The sequence below is a fragment of the Streptomyces sp. NPDC038135 genome (assembly GCF_055601245.1).
In genome coordinates this window covers 223,593-243,446 of the sequence record NZ_JBVJXS010000004.1, presented here as the reverse complement: position 1 = coordinate 243,446, position 19,854 = coordinate 223,593, and the positions used below count along the sequence as shown (strand labels likewise).

Annotated in this window: 22 protein-coding genes; 12 read left to right on the top strand and 10 right to left on the bottom strand. The window is 69.2% G+C overall.

All coding sequences use genetic code 11. The features are described 5' to 3' along the window. Positions 1-62: 62 nt before the first annotated feature. A complete protein-coding gene (locus tag ACZ7JA_RS12715) occupies positions 63-1,274 on the top strand; it encodes a PP2C family protein-serine/threonine phosphatase (RefSeq protein ID WP_470808067.1) in 1,212 nt (403 codons plus the stop codon). Between the two features lie 152 nt (positions 1,275-1,426). Here the strand turns inward: ACZ7JA_RS12715 and ypfJ are convergent, their stop codons facing one another. Continuing rightward, a complete protein-coding gene (gene ypfJ, locus ACZ7JA_RS12710; protein ID WP_389297840.1) occupies positions 1,427-2,314 on the bottom strand; it encodes a KPN_02809 family neutral zinc metallopeptidase in 888 nt (295 codons plus the stop codon). Between the two features lie 301 nt (positions 2,315-2,615). Between ypfJ and ACZ7JA_RS12705 the strand changes: the two genes are divergently transcribed. Continuing rightward, positions 2,616-3,266, top strand: a complete 651-nt coding sequence (locus ACZ7JA_RS12705) for an FMN-dependent NADH-azoreductase (RefSeq protein WP_351663593.1) — start codon at positions 2,616-2,618, stop codon at positions 3,264-3,266. Positions 3,267-3,342: 76 nt separating this feature from the next. On the opposite strand, the gene ACZ7JA_RS12700 is transcribed toward ACZ7JA_RS12705, so the two are convergent. Next, entirely contained in the window at positions 3,343-4,059 is a 717-nt protein-coding gene (locus ACZ7JA_RS12700) for an SDR family NAD(P)-dependent oxidoreductase (protein WP_470808066.1), read from the bottom strand. A gap of 43 nt (positions 4,060-4,102) precedes the next feature. On the opposite strand from ACZ7JA_RS12700, the gene ACZ7JA_RS12695 reads away from it, so the two are divergent. Beyond that, positions 4,103-4,669 carry a MarR family winged helix-turn-helix transcriptional regulator gene (locus ACZ7JA_RS12695; protein ID WP_470808065.1) on the top strand — a complete coding sequence of 189 codons (567 nt, stop codon included), beginning with the start codon at positions 4,103-4,105 and terminating at the stop codon, positions 4,667-4,669. An 83-nt stretch (positions 4,670-4,752) separates the two neighbouring features. On the opposite strand, the gene ACZ7JA_RS12690 is transcribed toward ACZ7JA_RS12695, so the two are convergent. Then, complete coding sequence (locus ACZ7JA_RS12690) at positions 4,753-4,899, bottom strand: hypothetical protein (RefSeq protein WP_351663595.1); 147 nt, start codon at positions 4,897-4,899, stop codon at positions 4,753-4,755. 212 nt (positions 4,900-5,111) lie between these two features. On the opposite strand from ACZ7JA_RS12690, the gene ACZ7JA_RS12685 reads away from it, so the two are divergent. After that, complete coding sequence (locus ACZ7JA_RS12685) at positions 5,112-5,993, top strand: alpha/beta fold hydrolase (RefSeq protein ID WP_470808064.1); 882 nt, start codon at positions 5,112-5,114, stop codon at positions 5,991-5,993. Between the two features lie 306 nt (positions 5,994-6,299). Here the strand turns inward: ACZ7JA_RS12685 and ACZ7JA_RS12680 are convergent, their stop codons facing one another. Then, positions 6,300-6,626, bottom strand: a complete 327-nt coding sequence (locus ACZ7JA_RS12680) for a helix-turn-helix transcriptional regulator (RefSeq protein ID WP_393438464.1) — start codon at positions 6,624-6,626, stop codon at positions 6,300-6,302. 397 nt (positions 6,627-7,023) lie between these two features. Here ACZ7JA_RS12680 and ACZ7JA_RS12675 point away from each other — a divergent pair, with 397 nt between their 5' ends. After that, positions 7,024-7,374, top strand: a complete 351-nt coding sequence (locus tag ACZ7JA_RS12675; RefSeq protein ID WP_351663599.1) for a hypothetical protein — start codon at positions 7,024-7,026, stop codon at positions 7,372-7,374. Between the two features lie 144 nt (positions 7,375-7,518). On the opposite strand, the gene ACZ7JA_RS12670 is transcribed toward ACZ7JA_RS12675, so the two are convergent. Next, positions 7,519-8,802: an MFS transporter gene (locus tag ACZ7JA_RS12670; RefSeq protein ID WP_470808063.1), complete on the bottom strand. Its 1,284-nt coding sequence runs from the start codon at positions 8,800-8,802 to the stop codon at positions 7,519-7,521. Between the two features lie 76 nt (positions 8,803-8,878). Here ACZ7JA_RS12670 and ACZ7JA_RS12665 point away from each other — a divergent pair, with 76 nt between their 5' ends. Continuing rightward, entirely contained in the window at positions 8,879-9,445 is a 567-nt protein-coding gene (locus ACZ7JA_RS12665) for a TetR-like C-terminal domain-containing protein (RefSeq protein ID WP_389297850.1), read from the top strand. A gap of 36 nt (positions 9,446-9,481) precedes the next feature. Here ACZ7JA_RS12665 and ACZ7JA_RS12660 read toward each other — a convergent pair whose 3' ends face one another. Continuing rightward, positions 9,482-9,688 (bottom strand): hypothetical protein, encoded by a 207-nt coding sequence (locus ACZ7JA_RS12660; protein WP_351663602.1) that lies wholly within the window; start codon positions 9,686-9,688, stop codon positions 9,482-9,484. A gap of 344 nt (positions 9,689-10,032) precedes the next feature. Between ACZ7JA_RS12660 and ACZ7JA_RS12655 the strand changes: the two genes are divergently transcribed. Further along, a complete protein-coding gene (locus ACZ7JA_RS12655) occupies positions 10,033-11,145 on the top strand; it encodes a hypothetical protein (RefSeq protein WP_351663603.1) in 1,113 nt (370 codons plus the stop codon). A 363-nt stretch (positions 11,146-11,508) separates the two neighbouring features. Here the strand turns inward: ACZ7JA_RS12655 and ACZ7JA_RS12650 are convergent, their stop codons facing one another. Both ACZ7JA_RS12650 and ACZ7JA_RS12645 read right to left on the bottom strand, forming a co-directional pair. Continuing rightward, positions 11,509-12,258 carry a glucose 1-dehydrogenase gene (locus ACZ7JA_RS12650; protein WP_389297853.1) on the bottom strand — a complete coding sequence of 250 codons (750 nt, stop codon included), beginning with the start codon at positions 12,256-12,258 and terminating at the stop codon, positions 11,509-11,511. Positions 12,259-12,400: 142 nt separating this feature from the next. Next, on the bottom strand, positions 12,401-12,832 hold the full coding sequence (locus tag ACZ7JA_RS12645; protein WP_351663605.1) for an Rrf2 family transcriptional regulator: 432 nt from the start codon (positions 12,830-12,832) through the stop codon (positions 12,401-12,403). Between the two features lie 651 nt (positions 12,833-13,483). Here ACZ7JA_RS12645 and ACZ7JA_RS12640 point away from each other — a divergent pair. Beyond that, a complete protein-coding gene (locus ACZ7JA_RS12640; protein ID WP_470808062.1) occupies positions 13,484-14,314 on the top strand; it encodes an alpha/beta fold hydrolase in 831 nt (276 codons plus the stop codon). A gap of 12 nt (positions 14,315-14,326) precedes the next feature. Here the strand turns inward: ACZ7JA_RS12640 and ACZ7JA_RS12635 are convergent, their stop codons facing one another. Further along, entirely contained in the window at positions 14,327-14,506 is a 180-nt protein-coding gene (locus tag ACZ7JA_RS12635) for a hypothetical protein (protein WP_351663607.1), read from the bottom strand. A gap of 54 nt (positions 14,507-14,560) precedes the next feature. On the opposite strand from ACZ7JA_RS12635, the gene ACZ7JA_RS12630 reads away from it, so the two are divergent. The 4 genes from ACZ7JA_RS12630 (at position 14,561) to ACZ7JA_RS12615 (ending at position 18,696) form a co-directional block, all read left to right on the top strand. Further along, positions 14,561-15,802, top strand: a complete 1,242-nt coding sequence (locus ACZ7JA_RS12630) for a PP2C family protein-serine/threonine phosphatase (RefSeq protein WP_389297858.1) — start codon at positions 14,561-14,563, stop codon at positions 15,800-15,802. A gap of 337 nt (positions 15,803-16,139) precedes the next feature. Further along, a complete protein-coding gene (locus ACZ7JA_RS12625) occupies positions 16,140-16,673 on the top strand; it encodes a PadR family transcriptional regulator (protein ID WP_389297860.1) in 534 nt (177 codons plus the stop codon). After that, the gene (locus ACZ7JA_RS12620; RefSeq protein ID WP_470808061.1) at positions 16,670-17,365 is read left to right on the top strand and encodes an ABC transporter ATP-binding protein; all 696 of its coding nucleotides are present in this window, start codon (positions 16,670-16,672) and stop codon (positions 17,363-17,365) included. The genes ACZ7JA_RS12625 and ACZ7JA_RS12620 overlap by 4 nt, the downstream gene beginning before the upstream one ends. Then, on the top strand, positions 17,362-18,696 hold the full coding sequence (locus tag ACZ7JA_RS12615; protein ID WP_470808060.1) for an ABC transporter permease: 1,335 nt from the start codon (positions 17,362-17,364) through the stop codon (positions 18,694-18,696). The genes ACZ7JA_RS12620 and ACZ7JA_RS12615 overlap by 4 nt, the downstream gene beginning before the upstream one ends. Positions 18,697-18,863: 167 nt before the next feature. On the opposite strand, the gene ACZ7JA_RS12610 is transcribed toward ACZ7JA_RS12615, so the two are convergent. Further along, entirely contained in the window at positions 18,864-19,478 is a 615-nt protein-coding gene (locus ACZ7JA_RS12610) for a hypothetical protein (protein ID WP_470808059.1), read from the bottom strand. Positions 19,479-19,854: the final 376 nt, after the last annotated feature.

The window sequence follows — 19,854 nt, the reverse complement described above, 5'->3', positions numbered from 1 at the left end:
ATCCGGTTTCCCTATTGCCGGGGAAGGCGGATGGAGTGGACCGGGTGGATTGGGAGGTGGCTGTGGCCGAGGATGTCGGCTTGGGCCTGGACGAGGTGTTGGGTGCGGCGGAGGATGCCGCGCCGGTGGAGTCGGTGGACGTGGTCGCCCGGAACCTGGAGAAGCGGTTCTCCGCTTCGGAGGTGTCGCTCTGGTTCGTCGACATGGTCGGGCGGGAGGCCGTCCGCCTGCCGAGGGCCGGCACGGCCGGGCAGGCGCGGGGCGAGGCGCAGCGCATCGATCTGGCGGGCAGCGTCTACGAGCGTGTGCTGCGCTCCCAGCGGCTGCACCAGGAAGACGACGGGGAAGACGGTTGTCGGCTGGTGGCGCCGGTGACGAACCGCGGTGACTGCATCGGCGTACTGGACCTGCTCGTGCCGCACGCGGACGACGCGGTGCGCGAGGCGGTGGGACAGGCCGCGCACGCGCTGGCCTACATCGTGGTCACCGACCGCCGCTTCACCGACCTCTATCACTGGGGTCGGCGCACCACCACGATGAGTCTGGCCGCGGAGATCCAGCACCAGCTGCTGCCCTCGGCGTCCTCCTGCGAGGGAGCGCACTTCACCCTGGCCGGCAGCCTCGCCCCGGCCGACGACATCGGCGGCGACACCTACGACTACGCCCTCGACCAGGACACCCTCCACCTGTCGATCACCGACGCGATGGGCCACGACACCGCCTCCGCGCTGCTGGCCACGCTCACCGTGAACGCCCTGCGCGGCGCCCGCCGCGCCGGGCAGAGCATCGTCGAGCAGGCCGACGCCGCACACCAGGCACTCACCCGCCACGGCCGCGGCATGACCACCGGCCAACTGCTACGCATCGCACTGGACACCGGGGCCGGCGAGCTGATCAACGCCGGCCACCCCTGGCCCCTGCGGCTGCGCGAAGGCCGGGTGGAGGAACTGCCCCTCAGGGTCAACCTGCCCTTCGGCGTGCCCGCCCCCGTCAGCTACGAGGTGCAGCGGCTGCGGCTGGAGCCGGGCGACCGCCTGGTGCTGCTCACCGACGGCATGCGGGAACGTGGCGCGGCCGCCGTGGACCTGCCCGCCCTCATCAGCGACACCCGCGACCAGCATCCGCGCGAAGTGGTCCGGGCCCTGACAGCGGCGGTCCTCACCGCGTGCCGGGGATCACTGGCCGACGATGCCACCGCATTGGTCCTGGACTGGCACGGCAGCCGTACCGGGCAGCGGCGCAGCAACGGAGGGGCAGCAGTTCCCGCCAAGTGATCAGGAAGGGCTCGTTCGGCCGGCGGGGCATAGGGGGCCCTCGGTGGTGGACGGCTGGGGTGGGCTGCGGTGTGCCTGCCCACAGTGAGGCGGACCACCCCGAGCGCCCCCGGGCCGCCTCTCCCATCCGCCCACCGTGCTTCTCAGTACGGTCAGCTGAACGTGTTGCAGTTGGCGACGCGGCCGGAGCGGTAGCCGGTGGAGAACCATTGCTGGCGCTGGCTCGCGGAGCCGTGGGTCCAGGTGTCCGGAGTGACCTTGCCCTGGTAGCGCTGCTGGATACGGTCGTCTCCTACGGCGGCGGCCGCGTCCAGCCCGCGGTTGATGTCGTCCTTCGTCAGCTCGGTGATCAGTGGCCTACCGCTCTTGGGGTCGGGGGTGGTGGTGGCGTGGTGGGCCCACACTCCGGCGTAGCAGTCCGCCTGCAACTCGAGTTTCACCGAGCCGCTGTTCTGGCCTTCTCCGCTGCCGCGGGAGATCGTTCCGCTGAGGTCCTGGAAGTGGTGGCCGTATTCGTGCGCGATGACGTAGGCCTCGGCGAACGGACCGCCCTTGGCGCCGAACTTGCTGCTCAGGTCGTTGAAGAAGCCGAGGTCGAGGTAGACCTTGTCATCGGCTGAGCAGTAGAAGGGGCCGACGTCGGAAGTCGCGTTCCCGCAGCCGGTGTTCACACTGCCGCTGAACAGGAACGTGGGGGCCTGCTGGTAGGGCTTGCCGGCGGCTGTCTCCGTCTGCTTCCAGAACGCCTGCACGCTGTCGACCACGGCGACGATCCGGCACTGCTCCTTGCGGTTGGCGTCGGCACCGGTCCGGCAGTCCGCCGCGAGGTCCGCGGCCGACTCGCCGGACGAGGCCGTGTCGCTGCTGCCCGAACTGAACATGCCGGGGTCGACGCCCAAGAGCACGGACGCGACCAGTACCACGAGCCCGACCAGCCCCCCGCCGATGGTCTTCCCGCCGCCCGGGATCCCGCCCAGCGCACCTCCCCGCCCGTCCTCGACCTCGGACGTGTCCAGAGCAGCATCGTCGTCGAATCGCATACGTTGACCTCCCTCAAGCAGCGCGCCGGACCACCCCGCGTCGTCCCGCTCGCCTACCCCGTACGAGGACATCTCCATCCCGGACAACCTTGGCGGCTCGGCCGTCCCGCGACGATCTACGGGATGTGCACGAGGGCGACGAGATCGGCACGGCCCGAGCAGGCGCACTCGCCGACTCCGGAGGGCCGGTGATGTGGATCACAGGTTCTGGACCTCAACCATGCTTGAGGAAGCAGGCTGTTGGGCATCACGGGGCGGCCGCGCAACGGCAGCCCTTCGTCCGACGTCCAGGAGAACCGGCATGGCCACGCTGCTGCACATCGACACCTCCCTCAACGGTGAGAACTCGCACTCCCGCGCTGTGACCACCGCCTTCCGCGAGGTATGGGAGAGCCGGCATCCTCACGGCACCGTGATCCACCGGGATCTCGACGCAGACCCCGTGCCCCACCTGCGGGCCGACGCCTACTACGCCGGGTATGTCGCCCCCGCCGACCGGTCCCCGGAGCAGAGGGACGCCTTCGCCCTACGCGCCCGGCTGGTCGAGGAGGCCGAGGCGGCGGATGTGATCCTTCTCGGCGCCCCGATGTACAACTACTCCATTCCCTCGACGCTGAAGGCCTGGATCGACCATGTCTTTGTCGTGGGCCGCACCGCGATGACCGAGCATCCCTCGCTCGCGGGCAAGCCGGCCGTGGTCGTGACCAGCCGCGGTGGGTCGTACCAGAAAGGAACTCCGCAGTACGGCAATGACTACGTGCAGAGCTACCTGCGGCAGGCCCTCGGTGGCGGTCTCGGCCTGAACGTCAGCTTCATCGTCCCGGAGCTGACCCTGGCCCCGACCGTCCCCGCGATGGCCGACCTGGTCCCGCTCTTCGAAGCCTCCCGCACCGAGGCCCTCGCCGCCGCCTCGTCCCAGGCCAAGGAGTTGGCGACACGGCTGGCCGCCTAGGTGGGGGCTTCGGCCCGTTCCTGGTCGGTGGTGTAGGGGCGGACCCGGGGGTCCCGCCGTCCGTCCAGGGCCGGCCTCACCGTGTGGTGAAGGCGCCTCCGTTGACGTGGATGGTCTGGCCGGTGAGGTGGCGGGCCCCTGGGGAGGCGAGGAAGAGGGCCGTCTCGGCGATGTCGTCGACCGTGCCGGGTCGCTTGTTGTGTGTCTCCTCCACCAGGGCGCGGTGGCGTTCGTCGCTCAGCTGGCCGTGGAAGAAGTTGGTGCCGGCGATGTAGCCCGCGGAGATGACGTTGCAGGTGATGCCCTGGGGGGCGAGTTCGGCGGACAGCGAGGCGTTCCACGCGCCCAGGGCGGCTTTGGCCGCTCCGTAGGATCCGCCTCGGCGTTCGGCGCCGATCGAGCCGATGCTGATGACGGAGCTGCCGCCGGTGAGCTTGTCCTGGACCGAGGTGGTGGTCAGCACCGCGGTGAGCAGGTTCTGCGCCAGGCTGGCGTGCCACTGGGCGAGCAGCGCCTCGAGTGCGGATTCTTCGCCGGAGGTCGTCTGAGGCAGGCCGCCGGCGGCGTTGACCAGCACGTCCAGCTCGTCGAGCCGGGCGGCGAGCGCCTCGACCTGCCCGGGGTCGGTCGCGTCGCAGACGACGCCGTGCACGCCGAGTTCCTTGGCGGTCTGTTCGACGGTGTCGGGGGTGCGGCCGGTGATGAAGACCTCTGCCTGGTCGGCGGCGAACCGTTGGGCGACGGCACGGCCGATGCCGCTGGCTCCTCCGGTGATGAGCACGGTGCGGTTCAAGGGTCCTCCCGTTCACTGCTACGTTTAGGCCTAAACATAGAGGATGATGACAGGGGATCGCATCGTGTCCGACGCCGCCGCATCGGGGGACCCCGCCACCGACCACTCCCGCGCCGCCGGGATCGCCGCGGCCTGGCGGCGGGAACGGCCGGGCACCCCGACCGGATCGATCGAGATCGTCACCCCCGTATGGCAGCTGGCCAAGCTCTTCGCCGACGACCGCAACCGGGTGCTGCGAGAGGCGGGGATCGACGCGGCCACCCTCGACCTGCTGTCCGTCATCCGCCGGTCAGGGCCGCCCTACGCCCTCAGCACCCGCGAGATCGCCGCGAGGACGCTGGTGACCGCCGGCGCGATCTCTCAACGCGTCGCCCGGGCCGAACGCGACGGTCTCGTCCGGCGGGCGCCGGGGGCCACCGGCCGGCGAACCGTCCTGGTGAACCTCACGCCCGAAGGCCACGCGCTCATCGAACGGTCCGTCGACGCCGTACTCGGCCGGGAGGCCACACTCGTCAGCTGCCTGTCGGCACACGAACGCACCGCGTTCATCACCCTGCTGGACAAGCTGATGGCCGACGTCCGCCGGCGCACGGCCCCCGAGGAGCGCTGAACCGGCCGCATGCAGCGGCGGCAAGCAGGGGCGCTCGGCCGGAATTCAAGCCGGGCGTCCCAACTTGCTTCCCCTGGCCGGAGCTAGTCCACCGAGGCGATCGCCGTCTCGCGGACGGCCGTCTCCGTGCCGTCGGCGAGGGTGGCGGTCACGCGGTAGTACATGGTCGTGCCCTTGGGCAGGGTGGTGTCCACGTACGACCAGCGGGCTTCGAGTGTGGTGTCTCTCATTGCATGGCGTGGGGGCGGGCGTCGTGTGCGTCGGGGTCGCAACTCGGCGCCGACGCCGCGCTTCCCGTCCGCCATTGGCAGAAGTGGATGACAGGGTCGCCGTAACGCTATGTGTCCACTCGAATGCCATCCGTGTGTGGCTCGCGTGGGGGAGGGGCCTGAATCCTGTTGTCCCTGGGCGTCGTCCGGCGCCCTCGTGGCGAAGGAGTGACATGGGCGTATCTGGTGAGCCGCGTCGGTCCGTACAAGCTGTTCGCTGGGGCGCCGCGTTCCTGGCGATATCGGGAACCGCGACCGTACTCGCAGCTGTGTCGGCCCAAGCCGGGGGGCCGAGCGGTGAGTCTCCCAACGAGAAGCCGACCGTCGTACTGGTGCACGGCGCTTTCGCCGATGCCTCCAGTTGGAGCGGCGTGGTCAAGCAACTACAGGAGAACGGTTACAAGGTCATCGCGCCGGCCAACCCACTGCGCGGTGTCCCGCAGGACTCGAGCTATCTGGCGAGCCTGCTGAAGTCGGTCAAGGGGCCGATCGTGCTTGCGGGTCATTCCTACGGCGGCGCGGTCATCTCGCAGGCCGCCGCCGGCAACGACAACGTCAAGGCGCTGGTGTACATCAACGCGATCATGCCCGATGCCGGGGAATCGTTCACCACCCTTTCCGCGAAGTTCGCGCCGCCGCTCCTGTCGCAAGCGCTGAGGCAGGTGCCTTTCAGCAACGGTGCCGGCAGCGCCGGTACGGACGTCTATGTCCAGACCGCCAAGTTCCGCCAGGTCTTCGCAGCCGACCTGCCCACCAACCGGACCGACGTGCTCGCCGCGTCTCAGCGACCGATCGCGGCGTCGGCTTTCACGGACAAGCTCACCCGCGCTGCCTGGCGCGACAAGCCGGTATACGTACTTGTCGGCAAGCAGGATCGGGCGATCAATCCCGACCTGGAGCGTTTCGAAGCCCGCAGGGCCAAGGCTCGCAAGACAGTGGAAATCAATGCTTCGCATGTCTCTCTCATCTCGCAGCCCGTAGCGGTCAAGAATCTCATCGTCAACGCCGCCGAAGACTACGAGTGGAACAGCCGCGGGCGACACCAGCCGGCGTGATGGAGGCACCGCATTGGGTCCGGGCCGACCTGCGGCGCTCCATCCCACGGAGCTCGTCAGCCGGAACCGGTCAGGCCGGTCAGCGGTCCCAGCGCAGCGGAATCCGCCGAACCGCCGGAAGGCCTTGCGGACATCGATCGTGCCGTCTTGCGGCTCTCCGCCCCGGTCCCGCCAGATCGCGGACGCTGCCACTCCCTTGCCCGGCGAAAGCGTCCGAGGAGATCGGGTGCTCTACCGCTTGGCGTAGGCGTTCGGGCAGATTCATCGCTGCACCTTCTGCCCAAGAGAAGACTCGACTGCGATCGGTCAGCGCAACCCGTCGAGATGCCGCGAGGGAGCGAGGGACGGGTCGGCTGCCCCTACCGCGCACCGCCCGGGATCGTCGGCGTGACGCTGGCGCGGAAAGCAGACGTCCAACAGTTCCCCCAGAGACAGATGAGCCTCCGCTGGATGGTGGAGCAGGCCGTCCCGGCGGAGCGTGTAACGCGTGCGGCGTCCATGGCGCTCACGGCTGACGTAGCCCGCCCGCTCCAGGTCCGCGACGATGCTCTGCGCGGTGCGTTCGGCGATGTGGCATCCGACGGCGATGTCGCGCAGACGGATGTCGGGGTCGCGTGCGATGGCCAGGAACACGCGGGCGTGGTTGGTGAAAAACCCCCACCTGATAGGGCGATCATTAACCATGTTCGGCCTTTGCGTCGTAAGCCTTCTGATGCGGCCAGCAGTCAAGGGCGCGGCCGCTGTCGGCCGTGGTCCTTCCGCGGATGAGGCCGCACGGGCCTCGCAGCACGATCTGTCGACCTCTCTTCCACCTGCGCCCGCGCACCGGATGCACCACAGAGTGCTTCCTGCTGGCAGCGCTGTGCCGTAGGTGGTAGCGGCCGGTGAGCGCGGCCCGGCTGCTTGACGGCCGGCCGCCTGTGCTCAGGAACGCACGGCTGAGCCGACTGCACCAAGAGCGCACCACGGACGACTGATCTGGTGCGCGGGCTACCTCGCGCCGTCAGCGGCCGCTGCGACTGTGGGGAGCATGACGCCCGCCGTGGAGGTCGCACCCGAGACACTGGTCGCCGCGCTGCGCATGCCCGTGTGGAGCATCCTCACCAGGCGGGCCGACGGAATCCGTCGCGGCCTGCCCCCGCGCCCCGAGACCACGGCGGAGCGCCTCGCGTGGCTGCGCTCACTGAACCCCGAGCAGGCTCGCCGCGCTGCTCTCCTCGATCACCTGGACGCCTTGCGTGGGCACGTCACCGGATACCCCGCCCTCGGCTATGCGGTCGACGACCCGATGCCTGATCCGGCCCTGCAGGAGGCAGAGGGGTTCAACCCGCGCCTGACCGTCCTCATCGCCGTCTACCGGGCCGCTTGTTCAGGTGGGTGAGAGGCTCACGCCGGCTGGCCCTTTACGCCCAAGCAGGTCGCGGTGTAGGCGGCGAGACCCCCTTCGCGGATGGGAGTGGGCCTGGGGGCGCAGAGCGGGAGGAGGAACCGTGGGGTTCCGAGACGTCCGCAGACCGGCGGTCCCTCATGCCTGGAGAACGCTGCCGATGGCCGGCCTGCGGGCCGAGCGCAGACGCTGGGCGAGGAGTGCGAGGGCGCAGAGGGCGGCGACCGTCGCCGCGTAGATGACGAACGTTTCCTTCAGGCCCGCGCGAGCGGCGGCGACGCCGGCGATCACCGCAGGGATGCTGAAGGCCAGGTAGGAGATCACGAAGGCCACGGAGAGCAGTTCGCTGCGCTCGGCGGGCCGGGCTATCCGGGCCAAGGTGCCGAAGCTGGCCAGGGCGGAGCCGCCGAAGCCGACACCCGCGACAGCGGTACCGACCGCCGCCGCGATCAGGATGTGCTCCTCCACGCCAGTCAGGGCGATGGCCGTGCCGACCAGGAGCAGGGTGGCGCTGACGGCGAGGGTCCGTCCGACGGGCCAGCCGCGCAGAGTGAGGGCGGTGAGAAAGGCAGGGCCGGTCAGCATGGTGACCACCAGGCCGCCGACGACGTGGCTGGAGAGGCCGAACAGGCCGACGGCGACGGACGGGCCCAGGGAGAGGTAGAGGCCGCCGAGCGCCCAACTGGCGATGAGGATCGGCACCAGGCTCAGCAGATCCGCCCGCAGGTGCGGCGCAATGCGGAGGCGTGGCTGGAGCGAGCGGGCGGCGCCAGGGCGCCGCGTCGAGGTCTCCGGCAGAGCCGACAGCACAGCGCCGGCGGCCACCAGCGCGAGGAGCAGCAGAACGTACACGAGTCGCGTGGGGTGCGGCCCGTACTGGATGAGGAGTCCGCATCCCAACGAGCCGAGTCCGAGCCCGAAGGTGGGTGCGGTTCCCGTGACGAGCCCTGCGCGGTGCGGGGCGTGCGAGGGGTTGAGGTCGGAAAGGGCGGCGCCGAGGGTGGTCATGGCGGCCCCGGTGGCTATGCCCTGGACCAGTCGCGCCGTGAGCAGCAGGCCGACGTCGTCCGCGTCGAGGAACAGTGCCATCGACATCGCCTCGAGCGCGATCGCGGAGAGCAGCACCGGCCGGCGGCCGAGGTGGTCCGACAGGGCGCCGAGGACGAGGAGCGCCCCGATCATGCCGATCACGTAGACGGCGAAGACCGTGGTGAGCGTGGTGGCGGAGAAGTGCCACTGCCGCTGGTAGACGACGTAGAGCGGGGAGGGCGCACTGGAGGCGGCCATGAAAAGCACGAATACCGCGGACAGCGTGGCGAAGGCGACAGGACGGCTCAGCTGCCGTCGGCCTCTGTCGGGCAGGGGCCTTCGCGTGGGGGCCAGAGGGGGCGACTGGATCTGGGACGGGGCAGGGCCTGACACGAAGCGCCTCCAAAAGCAGTGATCGATGCGTTAGCGACGCTACCACTAACGCAACGATCAGTGCGATAATTTCCCCATGGCTGATGCTTCGACTCAAGTACGTCCCGGTGGCCGCTCCGCGAAGGTGCGGGCGGCCGTACACAGCGCCGTCGCGGAACTCCTCGCCGAAGAGGAGGCGGAGACCTTGACCCTTCCCGCGGTGGCCGCACGCGCCGGCGTGCACCCCACCACCCTCTACCGACGCTGGGGATCGGCCGCCCAACTGCTCAACGACGTCGCCACCAGTCGCTTCACGGACGACCTGGTCGTCCCTGACTCCGGCTCACTCGCCGACGACCTGCAGCGCTGGCTGGCGGACGTGGCCACCGACGTCGCCGACCCCGACACGCTCGCCCTCATGCGGGCGACCATCGGCTCCGGCCCGGCGGGCGGCTGTGCGTGCGTCGAGGACCGCCACCGCCAACTCGGTGCCATCCTTCAGCGCGAACACGACAGAGGGGGGCCGGTGCTCGACGTGGAAAGCGCCGCCGACTTCCTCCTCGGCCCGCTCTACTACCGCGCCGTCTTCACTCCCGAGCCCGCCTCCGCTGACTGGACACGAGCGATGGTGACGACGTACCTGGCCACACTCAAGGCTGCCTGAGAGGCTGCGCCCGGAGTGCGGCAGCGCTGCCCGGAGTCACAGTGCGGGGATGACGTCCCAGACGATCTCGACTCCGGCCATGGAAGCCGCGGCATGGTGTCCACGGGCATGAGTTCGGGCATCGTCGAAGACCGACGCGCTGTCCTCGTCGGCCATGATCACGCGTCCCATGAAGCGGCACCGGACGCATCGCGCGTACGTCACCTCCAGGACATGCCGCGGTAGGAAGCCGAACTGTTCCATCCTCCACCTCCTGCCGTGACTTCCGCGGTGGGAGGCGACGCGGATGCGCCCCTTGCCGCAAGCGCGCGGTGCGGGGTGAAGGCCGCACTCCGACACAGGGCCGTGGCTCGCCGCAGCTTCGAAAAGGGTGTGCACCAGTTGCCGCGGAGCGCGCCGTTGGCATGCCGTCGACCGCCACCGCCACGTCATACACTGCTAGACGCGGTGACGCATGCTTGGTCATATCGCAAACCCACCGGCTCGGCGTGGCTCCCTTCCTCTGCGTCGTGCCGAAGGCGCTGAAGAACCGCACTGCCCCCACTCGGCTCAGCTTGGATCACGTCGGATGGCGCAAAGAGGGATCCATGGAATACATCTCCGGTGTGGCCGGTGTACTGGTACTTGTGCTGGTCCTAAGCAGCATCCTCAAGACCCTTGTGGTGCCCCGAGGCCTCTATTCGGCATTGGTCTTCCAACTCTGGTGGGTGCTGCGGCGAATTCTCCGGCTCAGCACCGTGCACAAGGACTACGCGTCAGTCGACCGTGCTCAGACCTGGCTCGCCCCGCTGATGCTCATCGGCATGCTCGCCGCCTGGCTGGTCGGCGCGTTGCTCGGATTCGCGCTACTGCTGTACGCCTTGTCCCCGCTTTCCTGGACCACCGCGTTGCTCGAGGCAGGGTCCAGCCTGTTCACACTCGGTTTTGCCAGTGGCGCACGGCTGCGGCTCTCGGCGCTCGACTTCCTCGCCGCGGCCACCGGACCGATCCTGATCGCCTTGCAAATCGCCTACCTGCCCACCCTCTACGCCGCGTACAACCGTCGGGAAGTCGAGGTGACTCTGCTGCAGGCGCGGGCCAGTGAACCCGCCTGGGGACCGGAGATCCTCGCCCGGCAGTGGCTGGTCGACACCGAAAGCGCTCTCCCCACGCTCTACACCGCCTGGGAACGCCTGGCCTCTGATATCGGGGAGAGTCATTCTGCATATCCCATTCTGCTGACATTCCGTTCCCCGCGTCCGCACCGGAGTTGGCTGGTCGGACTCGTCGCCGTCATGGATGCAGCGGCCTTGCAGCTCGCCTTGGACCCACGCCTCGCCCCGCCGGAAGCCCGGTTGGCACTTAGAGCCGGCTTCACTGCGCTGCGCGACATCGCCCGCGCTTTGCGTATCCCCTTCGACGAAGACCCCACGCCGGACGAGACCATCCAACTCACTTTCGCCGAGTTCAACGAAGCCGTGAGCATGCTGGAGTCAGCCGGCTTCCGCAGTGAGCGGACACCAAAGGAGGCTTGGCCGCATTTCAAGGGCTGGCGCGTCAACTACGAGGCGATGGCCTACGAGCTGTGCCGCCGCTGCGACGCCGTTCCCGCACTCTGGAGCGGCCCTCGTGACTTTCCCGGCGATCCGATCCCGCCGCGTCGCCCTGCCGACCGAAAGCCCGCGGAAGGACAGCCGAAGGGGCCCTCTACCGCGGGATAGGTCAGCGTCCTCGCTTCCAAGGGGGACGCCCGGGGCCCCTGTCCCGAACGCCACGGTCGCGCGCCCTCCTCGACCGAGCGGTTCCCACCCTCGCGCGATCGACCGGGCCAAGGACGGCGGCGGGCGCGACGGTGGCAAGTGGATCGGCCTGGTCATCCGTCAGGCGGGTCGGTGCCCATGTGCCGGTGCCCATGTGAAGGGCAGACCTTCCACGATGCTCAGGCCTCATGTCGTGGCAGCGGTGAGTCGCTCCCAACGGAGCCACGGCCCCAGTACGACATCGGTCCCATCGTGGCGGGGTCCGCCATGACGGAACCGGCCCTCGCGCACCGACTGCTGGTGCGCCTGGGTCGTGTCTGTGCTTCAGATCTGGTTGAGGCCGCCGTCGACAAAGAGTTCTGTGCCGGTGACGAAGCTGCTCTGGTCGCTGGCGAGGAAGAGGGCGGCGGCGGCCACCTCGTCGGGACGGCCCATGCGGCCCAGCGGCACCTGGCTGGCGAAGAAGCCCCACAGCTTGGCGGCGTCGTCCGCGTCGGGGGCGAGGCCGGCGTTGCCGGGAGTCTCGATGGGGCCGGGGACGAGGGTGTTGACGCGGATCCTCCGGTGCTTGAGCTCGTTGGCCCAGGTCCGGGAGAACGATCGGATGGCGGCCTTGGACGCGGCGTAGACGCCGAACGCCTCGCCACCGGAGGTCGCTGCGGTGGAGCCGGTGAGGATGACCGACGCGCCGTCGTTCAGCAGGGGCAGCGCCTTCTGGACGGTGAAGAGCGTGCCGCGCACGTTGATGCCGAAGGTGGTGTCGAAGTGCTGCTCGGTGACCTGTTCGAGGGTGGAGAACTCACCGCCGCCCGCGTTGGCGAACAGCACGTCCACGCGCCGCCCCTGGTCGGCGACGACGGAGTAGAGCCGGTCGATGTCGGCCGGGTCGGAGACGTCGCTGCGGACGGCCGTGGCGTTCTGGCCGATCTCGGCCAGTGCGGCGTCCAGTGCCTCCTGCCGTCGGCCGGTGATGAACACGTGCGCGCCCTCGGCGGCGAAGCGCTTGGCGCTGGCCAGTCCGATGCCGCTGTTGCCACCGGTGACCACGGCGGTCTTTCCGTCAAGCTGTCCCATGATTGGAACTCCAGTTCAATTACGGCCATGACTGGCCTCGAAGGTCGGTTACGTCGCTTGCCCGGCAGGGCCCGACGCGGAGAGGTTGCCGGCGGTTCGCTGAGCCGGTCTCGCAGGGGGAGTGTGAAGCGATTCCCGAGAGTTACCGAGACGCCAGGACGTCCCGCAGGACGTCGGCCAGCGTGATCCGGTCCAACTCGGTGCGGACGGCTTCTTCGACACGGGCGTACACCGGGCGCATCGCAGGCTGGATACCGGAACCGACCGGACAGCCGAGGTTGGGGTCCGAGCGGTGCATGGCGAACAGCGGTGGCGGCTCGATCGCCTCGTACACGTGCCGCAGGGTGATGTCCTCCAGAGGTCTGGCGAGCACCCACCCCGCCTCGGCGCCGCGTCGCGAGTGCACCAGTCCGGCGTCGCGCATCCGGCCGAGCAGTCGGCGGATCACGACGGGGTTGGTGTTGACGCTGCCCGCGATCCCCTCGGACGTCGCGTTTCCGTCCCCGATCCGACGGTGCAGCTCGATCCACGTCAGCGCGTGTGCCGCCACGGTGAGCTGACTGTTGCCCGCCACATCACCACCTCCTTGGAAGTAACCATAATTGTTACACCCAGGCTCGTCAAACGATGCCGACGACACTGCGGGCGGAGCCCCGCCTGCACCGCCCCCGTCCACGGTCTCATCAGCTCGCGGCTCGCGCCCCGCCTGCGGATTTGCCGCCTCTGACGGACGGACGCACCCTGGAAAGGTGCCCGGTACGGCTGGCCCGCGCGCCAGCCGCCGCTGTGCGGAGCGGCCGGCGCCGGCATGGCGGGAAGACGCCGCCAACGACACAGAAGTGACGATCGCCATGAGGAACTCCGACCGCTCCACGCTTACCTTGCGCAACGTCATCGCAACCTTCAGTAACGTCGTGTCCGTGGGCTAGTGGCAGCGGGTCTCAGGCTTGTGACATCGCGGGAGAGTTTCGACGTGATCGACGTCAGGACGAACAGGGCTTGGCGGACGTCACTGTCTGCGCCGCCGTCCCCGACAGCGCCGGCAACTCCATCGACGTTTCACGGGAAAGCGCGAGTCCGTCGGCTGACTTCCCCCACATGAAGCCACCCCGGGCAAGCGGCTGCACGGGGCCGGGCTCCGGTCGGCCGCCCGCCCACCGGCAGAGCGCGGGGCGCACGGCAGAAGCGCGGAAGAAACCGAACCAACGCTCGGAAGGGATACACCATGAGCACGGTCACCACCGCGGACGGTACGAGCATCTTCTACGTCGACTGGGGGCCGAGGGACGCGACACCGCTCGTCTTCCACCACGGCTGGCCCCTGAGCCACGTGGACTGGGACAACCAGCTGCTGTACTTCCTCTCCAAGGGCTACCGGGTCATCGCACACGACCGTCGTGGTCACGGGCGCTCCAGCCAGCCGTCGTCGGGCCACGAGATGGACACCTACGCCGCGGACGTGGCCGCCCTGACGGACGCGCTGGATCTGCGGGACGCTGTGCACATCGGACACTCCACCGGAGGCGGTGAGGTGGTCCACTACGTGGCGCGGGCCGAGCCCGGCCGCGTCTCCAAGGCGGTGATCGCGTCGGCGGTGCCGCCCGTCATGGTCAAGAAGGAGAGCAACCCCGAGGGGACCCCGATAGAGGCCTTCGACGAGTTGCGCGCCGGGCTCGCCGCCAACCGCGCCCAGTTCTACATCGACGTGGCATCCGGGCCCTTCTACGGTTACAACCGGCCTGGCGCCGAGGCGAACCAGGGACTCATCGGCCGGTGGTGGGCGCAGGGGATGATGGGCGCCGCGAACGCGCACTACGAGTGCATCAAGGCGTTCTCCGAGACGGACTTCACCGAGGACCTGAAGAAGATCGACATCCCGGTGCTCGTCATGCACGGCACCGACGACCAGGTCGTGCCCTACGCGGATGCGGGACCGAAGAGTGCGGAGATCCTGCGGAACGCGACCCTGGCGACCTACGAGGGGTACCCGCACGGGATGCTGTCCGTCCACCCGGACGTCCTCAACCCCGTCATCCTCGACTTCCTCAAGGCATAGCCGGCCCGACGATCAGCCGGTCAGGCTGATCACCAGCAGCATGAACGCCGCCCCCGCCACCGTGAACACCAGTGTGGCGCGTGACGGGTGCGAACTGTGCGCCTCCGGCAGGATGTCGGAGGTCGCCAGGCCGAGGCGGCGGCCGACGGTGTAGGCGTGCTCGTGGCGGGCGTACTCATGCGCACGGTGCACCTCAGACACGAGACGGGCATGCTCGGCGCAGCGACGGGTCACAGGACGTGATCAATGCGAAACTGGGGGAGTGAAGGGGTGATTCCCGTGTCGGACCCGCCTCACGGGTCCGGCCGTTCCGGGCCCCTAGTGGATGAAAGTCGGCTGGAGCAGCTGATAGCCGAGGCGCAAACGGCGCTGCCGGTCGAATTGCCTGCACTGGCCGACCAATGCGCCATGGCTGTCGGACTGGACACAGCGCAGATCTACCTGGCCGACCTGCAGCAACGGCTACTCATTCCACTCGACGAGACATCAGAACCGCTGCTGGTGGACCACTCGTCGGCCGGCTGGGCCTATCGCACACTCTCCCTGCGCGTCGCAGAATCCGACGCCAGCTTGACGGTATGGATACCTCTCGTCGACGGCGCAGAGCGGCTCGGCGTACTGGGTGTTGGAACCGTCTCGCTCGACAGCGTGCTGATGCGCCGCAGCCGTATGCTGGCCCATCTGTTCGCGATGCTGATCACCTCCAAGCGCGCCTACAGCGACTGGCTCGCCGCCCGCATCCGCACCGCGCCCATGCAGTTGCCCGCAGAGATGGTGCGTGCTTTCATGCCACCGCGCACCATCGGGTCCAGCAGATGCGTTTCGACAGCGGTGCTCGAACCGGCGTATGAGATAGCCGGTGATGCCTTCGATCACTCGGTGATCAAGAACGAGCTGCACACCGCGATCCTCGATGCCATGGGCCATGATCTGACCGCCGGTCTGACGGCATCGGTCGCGATGGCCGCGGCGCGTAACGCCCGCCGCGCCGGAGCTGCCCTGGTCGACGTCGTCAGCTCCGTCGATCAGGCACTCGCCCAGTGGCTACCGGACCACTTCTGCACCGGAGTACTGAGCCGATTCGACGCCGAGACCGGGCTGTTGCGCTGGGTGAACTGCGGCCATCCACCACCACTGCTGATCCGCAAGGGCAGGGTACTGCCCGGGGCACTGGACAGTCCTCCGCAGCCACCGTTGGGGCTCGCCGGCCCACTCGCCCCGGCAACGCGGCAGGTTCAGGAGACGGAACTCGAACCAGACGACTGCGTCCTGCTCTACAGCGACGGCGTCGTGGAGGCGCGGGACGCGAGCGGTGGAGAGTTCGGTCTCGACCGATTCACCGACTTCATCATCCGGTCCAACGCTGCCGGCGAGCGCCCAGCAGAGGTACTGCGGCTGCTCATCCACGCGATCCTTGACTACCAGGGCAATCAGCTCCGGGACGATGCGACCATCCTGCTCTTCGAATGGCGCTCCCAGTCCCACTGACACGGTACCGGGCGGAGTCCGACGCGTCTGATGGGCTCGGCCGTGCCCGCGGCCGCCGTCTTCGCCAGCAGGCCGAGGGTGACTTCGGGCACGTCTCGATCGACGAATCCCTATCCGGGCTCGCGCTCGGGGAGGTGCCGCGCCCAGGCCGCACCCATCTGTTCGCCGGCGTCGGTCTGCGCGATGACGTAGTCCCGTCTCAAACGACGTGACAACCTCCGCGGAGCCCCACACCGTCGTCACGGAGCGACCTGAGAGATAGATCACGACACTTGGCCCTGAGTAAGTCTCAGCTCACTATTCACTGACTACATGTACTCAGTGAATACTGACGTCCATGAGTGCCCGCCACATACTCCTTGGCCTGCTCGCCACGGGCCCGAGGCACGGATACGACCTCAAGCGCCTGCACGACGAGCGCTTCCCGCAGGCCCGGCCGCTCGCCTACGGGCAGGTCTACACGACACTGCAGCGGCTGGTCAGGGACGGACTCGCCGAGGTCGAGGAGACCGGTTCCGACGGAGGGCCGGAGCGGACGACGTACCGCCGCACGGACGCCGGGGCTCGTGAACTCACCGACTGGGCAGCGGCCGTGACACCGCCCGCGCCGTTCGTCGCGAACGAGATCTTCGCGAAGGTCGTCGTCGCGATCCTGTCCGGGGGCGACCCTGCGGCCTACCTGGTGGCACAGCGGGCCGCACACATGCAGCGGATGCGAGAGCTCACGGCGGTGAAGTCCGCGGAGGGCGCCGATCTCGCCACTGTGCTCTCGGCGGACTACGCCCTCACCCACCTCGACGCCGATCTGCGCTGGATGACGACCACTGCCGGCCGGCTCACCACCCTGACCGCGGAGGTCGATGCAGCATGAGTACCACCACAGCGGAACAACCACTGCTCGCTGCACAGGAGTTGTACAAGGCATACGGCTCGACCACCGCCCTGTGCGGCGCGTCGGTTGAGCTCCACGCCGGGGAGATCCTCGCCGTGACCGGTCCCAGCGGCAGCGGCAAGTCCAGTCTGCTGCACTGCATGGCGGGGATCGCCCGTCCCGATCAGGGATCAGTGCTCTACCGCGACGAGCGCCTCGATCACGCGCCAGAGGAGCGGCTCAGCGAGCTGCGGCGGACCGAGTTCGCCGTGGTGTTTCAGTTCGGGCAGCTGATCCCCGAGCTGACCTCGCTCGACAACGTCTCCCTGCCGCTGATCCTCAGCGGAACCAACCGGCGCGCCGCCCAGGAGCAGGCACGTACGTGGCTGGAGCGATTCGGGGTGCTGGGCCGAGCCGAGGCACGCCCCGGCGAACTCAGCGGCGGCCAAGCGCAACGCGTCGCACTGGCCCGCGCCCTGGTCACCGGCCCGAAGGTGGTCTTCGCCGATGAGCCGACCGGCGCCCTCGACTCCCTCGCGGGCGAGCGAGTGATGACCGAACTCACCAAGGCTGCGCGAGAGTTGCGAGCAGCGGTATTGCTGGTCACCCATGAGGCCACGGTCGCCGCATACGCCGACCGTGAGATCCGGCTGGCGGACGGCCGCACGACCAGGCTCGAGGTGTCCGCGTGAGGGCGGATCTTCGGCTGGCCTGGCTGCTCACCAACGGCTCGGACCGTCGCGAGTGGTGGCGGATCGGCCTCACGGTCGTGGGCGCGGCCTGCGTGGCCGCCTTCGGTGCGATGGCCGGCGCGGTGGCATCCGTGCGCGGCTACACCCACCTTCCAATCGCCCATGGTCTGCTGGACAATCCCGGTCAACGCAGTGGTGTCGTCATGGCGTTGCTGCTCCTGCTGATTCCCGGGCTCGGCTTCCTCGGGCAGTGCGCGCGCCTGGGTGCTGCGCACCGCGACCGCCGCATGGCCCGGCTGCGGCTGGCGGGCGCCGCTCCGGGGCGGGTGCGTCGGATCGCCGCGCTGGAGTCCGGGCCCGCATGCCTCGTCGGCTCGCTCCTGGGCACCGCCGCGGTGGCCGGATGCGCGCTGTACGCCCACCGGTTCCCGGCGCGGTTGTGGTGGATGCTGGTCGCCGTCATGCTCGCGGTCCCGGCCGTGGGTGTGGCGGTGAGCCTGGCCGCGCTGCGCCGGGTGGTCGCCTCGCCGCTCGGCGAGGTGCGCGCGACACCGCGGCGAACGGGCGGGGGACTGGCGGTCACGCTGGGCGTGGCCTTGGTCGTGGTGGCCGTCACCGGCGGCATCCTGACGCTCGCATACGGATCCGCCGGGCTGGCCCCGTTGGCCCTGTTCGGCGCGTTGCTCCTGGTCGGGGCGGGGTCCGTGTGGCTGAGCGGCGGCATGGCCCGGCTGACCGGGCGCTGGTGGGCCGTGCGCGCCCAGACCCCAGCCGTGCTGATCGCCGCGGAGCGGCTGTCCGCCGACCCCTGGGCGGCGGCGCGCACCCATGCCGCTGTTCTGATGGCGACGGTGGTGGGAACCGGCTTCATGGGCGTACGCGAGGGATTGCTCGGAACGCTGAACGACGGCGGCTACTCCCCGGCCGCCGACCTGGACTTCTACACCGGCGGGATCGACCTGGCGGGCGCGGCGATCCTGGTCGGCCTGCTGATCGTCCTTGTCTCGGTCGCCGTGGGCGCCGCCGAGTCCGTGGCACACCGGCGCCAAGGGCTGGCCCAGCAGGTCGCCGCCGGTGTGCCACGGACGGTCCTGAACCGGGCGGTGCTTCTGGAGACCGCCCTGCCGCTGGCACCGGCCATGCTCGTCGCGGGCGGAGGCGGGCTGGCCGTCGGCACCTGGTACGCGTCGCTCACCGCACACGGACTCACCGTGCCGTACGCGGCCCTGGCGGTCCCGCCCCTGATATATGCGGCCTGCCTACTGGCCGCGGCCACCTCGCTGCCACTGCTGCGCCGCTCGACACGGCCCGCGGAGCTGAGGCACGGATGAGAACCGCCGCACGGCGCTCGTTCATCCATGCAGGCGGTTGGAGCCGGGACGCCTACGAACTGGCAGCGGCGTGCGTCGGGCCCGGAGCCGGCGTGGGAGCCGTCCCCCTCAGTGGACACGGATGCTGGAACGTTCCGTGACCCAGGCACGCGTTAGGCGGGGGAGCTCTACCAGTTGGTCAGGTCGACCAGTACGTCGCAGTGCGGGTCATCCGGGGCCGGGCGCCGGTACTGCTCCTCCCCGCTGAGGGAGGGTAGGGAGGCGAGGAGGGCGGTCGTCGGCGTCCCGGCCAAACGGATGTCGACCCCGATGATGCCCGGCCGGTCGGGACGCTGCACGTACAGGCGGATCAGGCCGTCGCCGTGCATGAGAAAGCCGACAAGGAACGGGTTCTCGTCGTCCACGGGGTCGGAGAGGGCGCGTACGACGGTGAGCGCCTCGCCTTGTTCGGTTTCCGGGGTCGGGGTGATCTCCTGAGGGCGGAGGCGGATGAGCGTCATCCCCATCACCTCGTCGACGTCGCTGCTGCTGTAGATCCGGGTCCCGGTCAGGACGGTGCGCAGCATGCCGGGGATGAAGTACGGGGCCACCGTGTCGTGGGGAATCTCGTACAGGAAGTTCTTGACGTACTCGGCCTCCCCGGCTCGGACGGCGATCCGTACGGCCCCGGGGGCGGGGAGGACACCGCGCAGAAGGCAGTAGTCGGCGATGGGGGCGTTCAGGTAGTACAGCAACAGGCGGGTGACCGCTGCCTGTTGCTCTCGGTCTTCGGGGTCTGTCACGGATGCGTCCATGTGGGGCACTTGTCGTTGCGCTGATTGTGGCAGAAGGTGTTGATCTCTCCGATCGTCTGTCCCGTGCCTCGCCTTGAGCGTCATCTGCCTGTGCCGACCCCGCACATCGGGATGAGGGAGGGTCGGCGCCCCGCCATAGCGACTGCTGTCCTCGGCTCGGGCTCAGACGTGAGGCCGCCGAACGCCGGTGCACACGAACAGTGATCTTCGCCGTTCGTCTGGCCATCCGGGAGATACCGGACCGCACCCTGTTCGGCTCGGACGCCCCTTACGGCGACCCGGTACTCGCCCGCGCGACTGTCGAGCGCGTCACTCGCTCCGGCGAGGTGTTCTCGGGCTCACCTGACGACGATGGCGATCAGGT

Excerpts from the sequence above, each read along its gene's own strand:
- ACZ7JA_RS12705 (WP_351663593.1), top strand. The coding sequence starts at position 2,616 with ATGGCCACGCTGCTGCACATCGACACCTCCCTCAACGGTGAGAACTCG.
- ACZ7JA_RS12675 (WP_351663599.1), top strand. The coding sequence starts at position 7,024 with ATGACGCCCGCCGTGGAGGTCGCACCCGAGACACTGGTCGCCGCGCTG.
- ACZ7JA_RS12650 (WP_389297853.1), bottom strand. The coding sequence starts at position 12,258 with ATGGGACAGCTTGACGGAAAGACCGCCGTGGTCACCGGTGGCAACAGC.
- ACZ7JA_RS12620 (WP_470808061.1), top strand. The coding sequence starts at position 16,670 with ATGAGTACCACCACAGCGGAACAACCACTGCTCGCTGCACAGGAGTTG.
- ACZ7JA_RS12690 (WP_351663595.1), bottom strand. The coding sequence starts at position 4,899 with ATGAGAGACACCACACTCGAAGCCCGCTGGTCGTACGTGGACACCACC.
- ACZ7JA_RS12655 (WP_351663603.1), top strand. The coding sequence starts at position 10,033 with ATGGAATACATCTCCGGTGTGGCCGGTGTACTGGTACTTGTGCTGGTC.
- ypfJ (WP_389297840.1), bottom strand. The coding sequence starts at position 2,314 with ATGCGATTCGACGACGATGCTGCTCTGGACACGTCCGAGGTCGAGGAC.
- ACZ7JA_RS12685 (WP_470808064.1), top strand. The coding sequence starts at position 5,112 with ATGGGCGTATCTGGTGAGCCGCGTCGGTCCGTACAAGCTGTTCGCTGG.
- ACZ7JA_RS12630 (WP_389297858.1), top strand. The coding sequence starts at position 14,561 with ATGCGAAACTGGGGGAGTGAAGGGGTGATTCCCGTGTCGGACCCGCCT.
- ACZ7JA_RS12665 (WP_389297850.1), top strand. The coding sequence starts at position 8,879 with ATGGCTGATGCTTCGACTCAAGTACGTCCCGGTGGCCGCTCCGCGAAG.
- ACZ7JA_RS12660 (WP_351663602.1), bottom strand. The coding sequence starts at position 9,688 with ATGGAACAGTTCGGCTTCCTACCGCGGCATGTCCTGGAGGTGACGTAC.
- ACZ7JA_RS12640 (WP_470808062.1), top strand. The coding sequence starts at position 13,484 with ATGAGCACGGTCACCACCGCGGACGGTACGAGCATCTTCTACGTCGAC.
- ACZ7JA_RS12695 (WP_470808065.1), top strand. The coding sequence starts at position 4,103 with ATGATGACAGGGGATCGCATCGTGTCCGACGCCGCCGCATCGGGGGAC.
- ACZ7JA_RS12625 (WP_389297860.1), top strand. The coding sequence starts at position 16,140 with ATGAGTGCCCGCCACATACTCCTTGGCCTGCTCGCCACGGGCCCGAGG.